This window comes from Acetobacter okinawensis (genome assembly GCF_002153655.1).
Classification (GTDB): Bacteria; Pseudomonadota; Alphaproteobacteria; order Acetobacterales; family Acetobacteraceae; genus Acetobacter; species Acetobacter okinawensis_A.
Window position 1 is genome coordinate 1 of sequence record NZ_JOPJ01000126.1, and the last position, 230, is coordinate 230.

The 230-nt window shown below is 64.8% G+C and carries 1 protein-coding gene; it reads right to left on the reverse strand.

Going from position 1 to position 230, the window contains the following annotated elements; translation table 11 throughout:
• A partial coding sequence (locus HK26_RS13035) for a transketolase C-terminal domain-containing protein (protein ID WP_307772214.1) occupies positions 1 to 230 on the reverse strand: 230 nt, incomplete at both ends.

Genomic DNA, 230 nt, shown 5'->3' on the forward strand with positions numbered 1-230 from the left:
TGGCAGACCTGTGTGGCAAACCCGCCTTCGGAGCCTTCCTCAATGGTAATCAGCACCGCGTGGTTGCGTGCGAGGTTTTCCACCAGTGCCGTATCAATCGGCTTGGCAAAGCGTGCATCGACAACCGTGGGCGGCAGGCCACGGGCGGCCAGCATGTCGGCTGCCTGCAGGCACGCCCCAAGCCTTGGCCCGAGCGAGAGAATGGCAATGCCACCCGTCTGCGCCCCGGA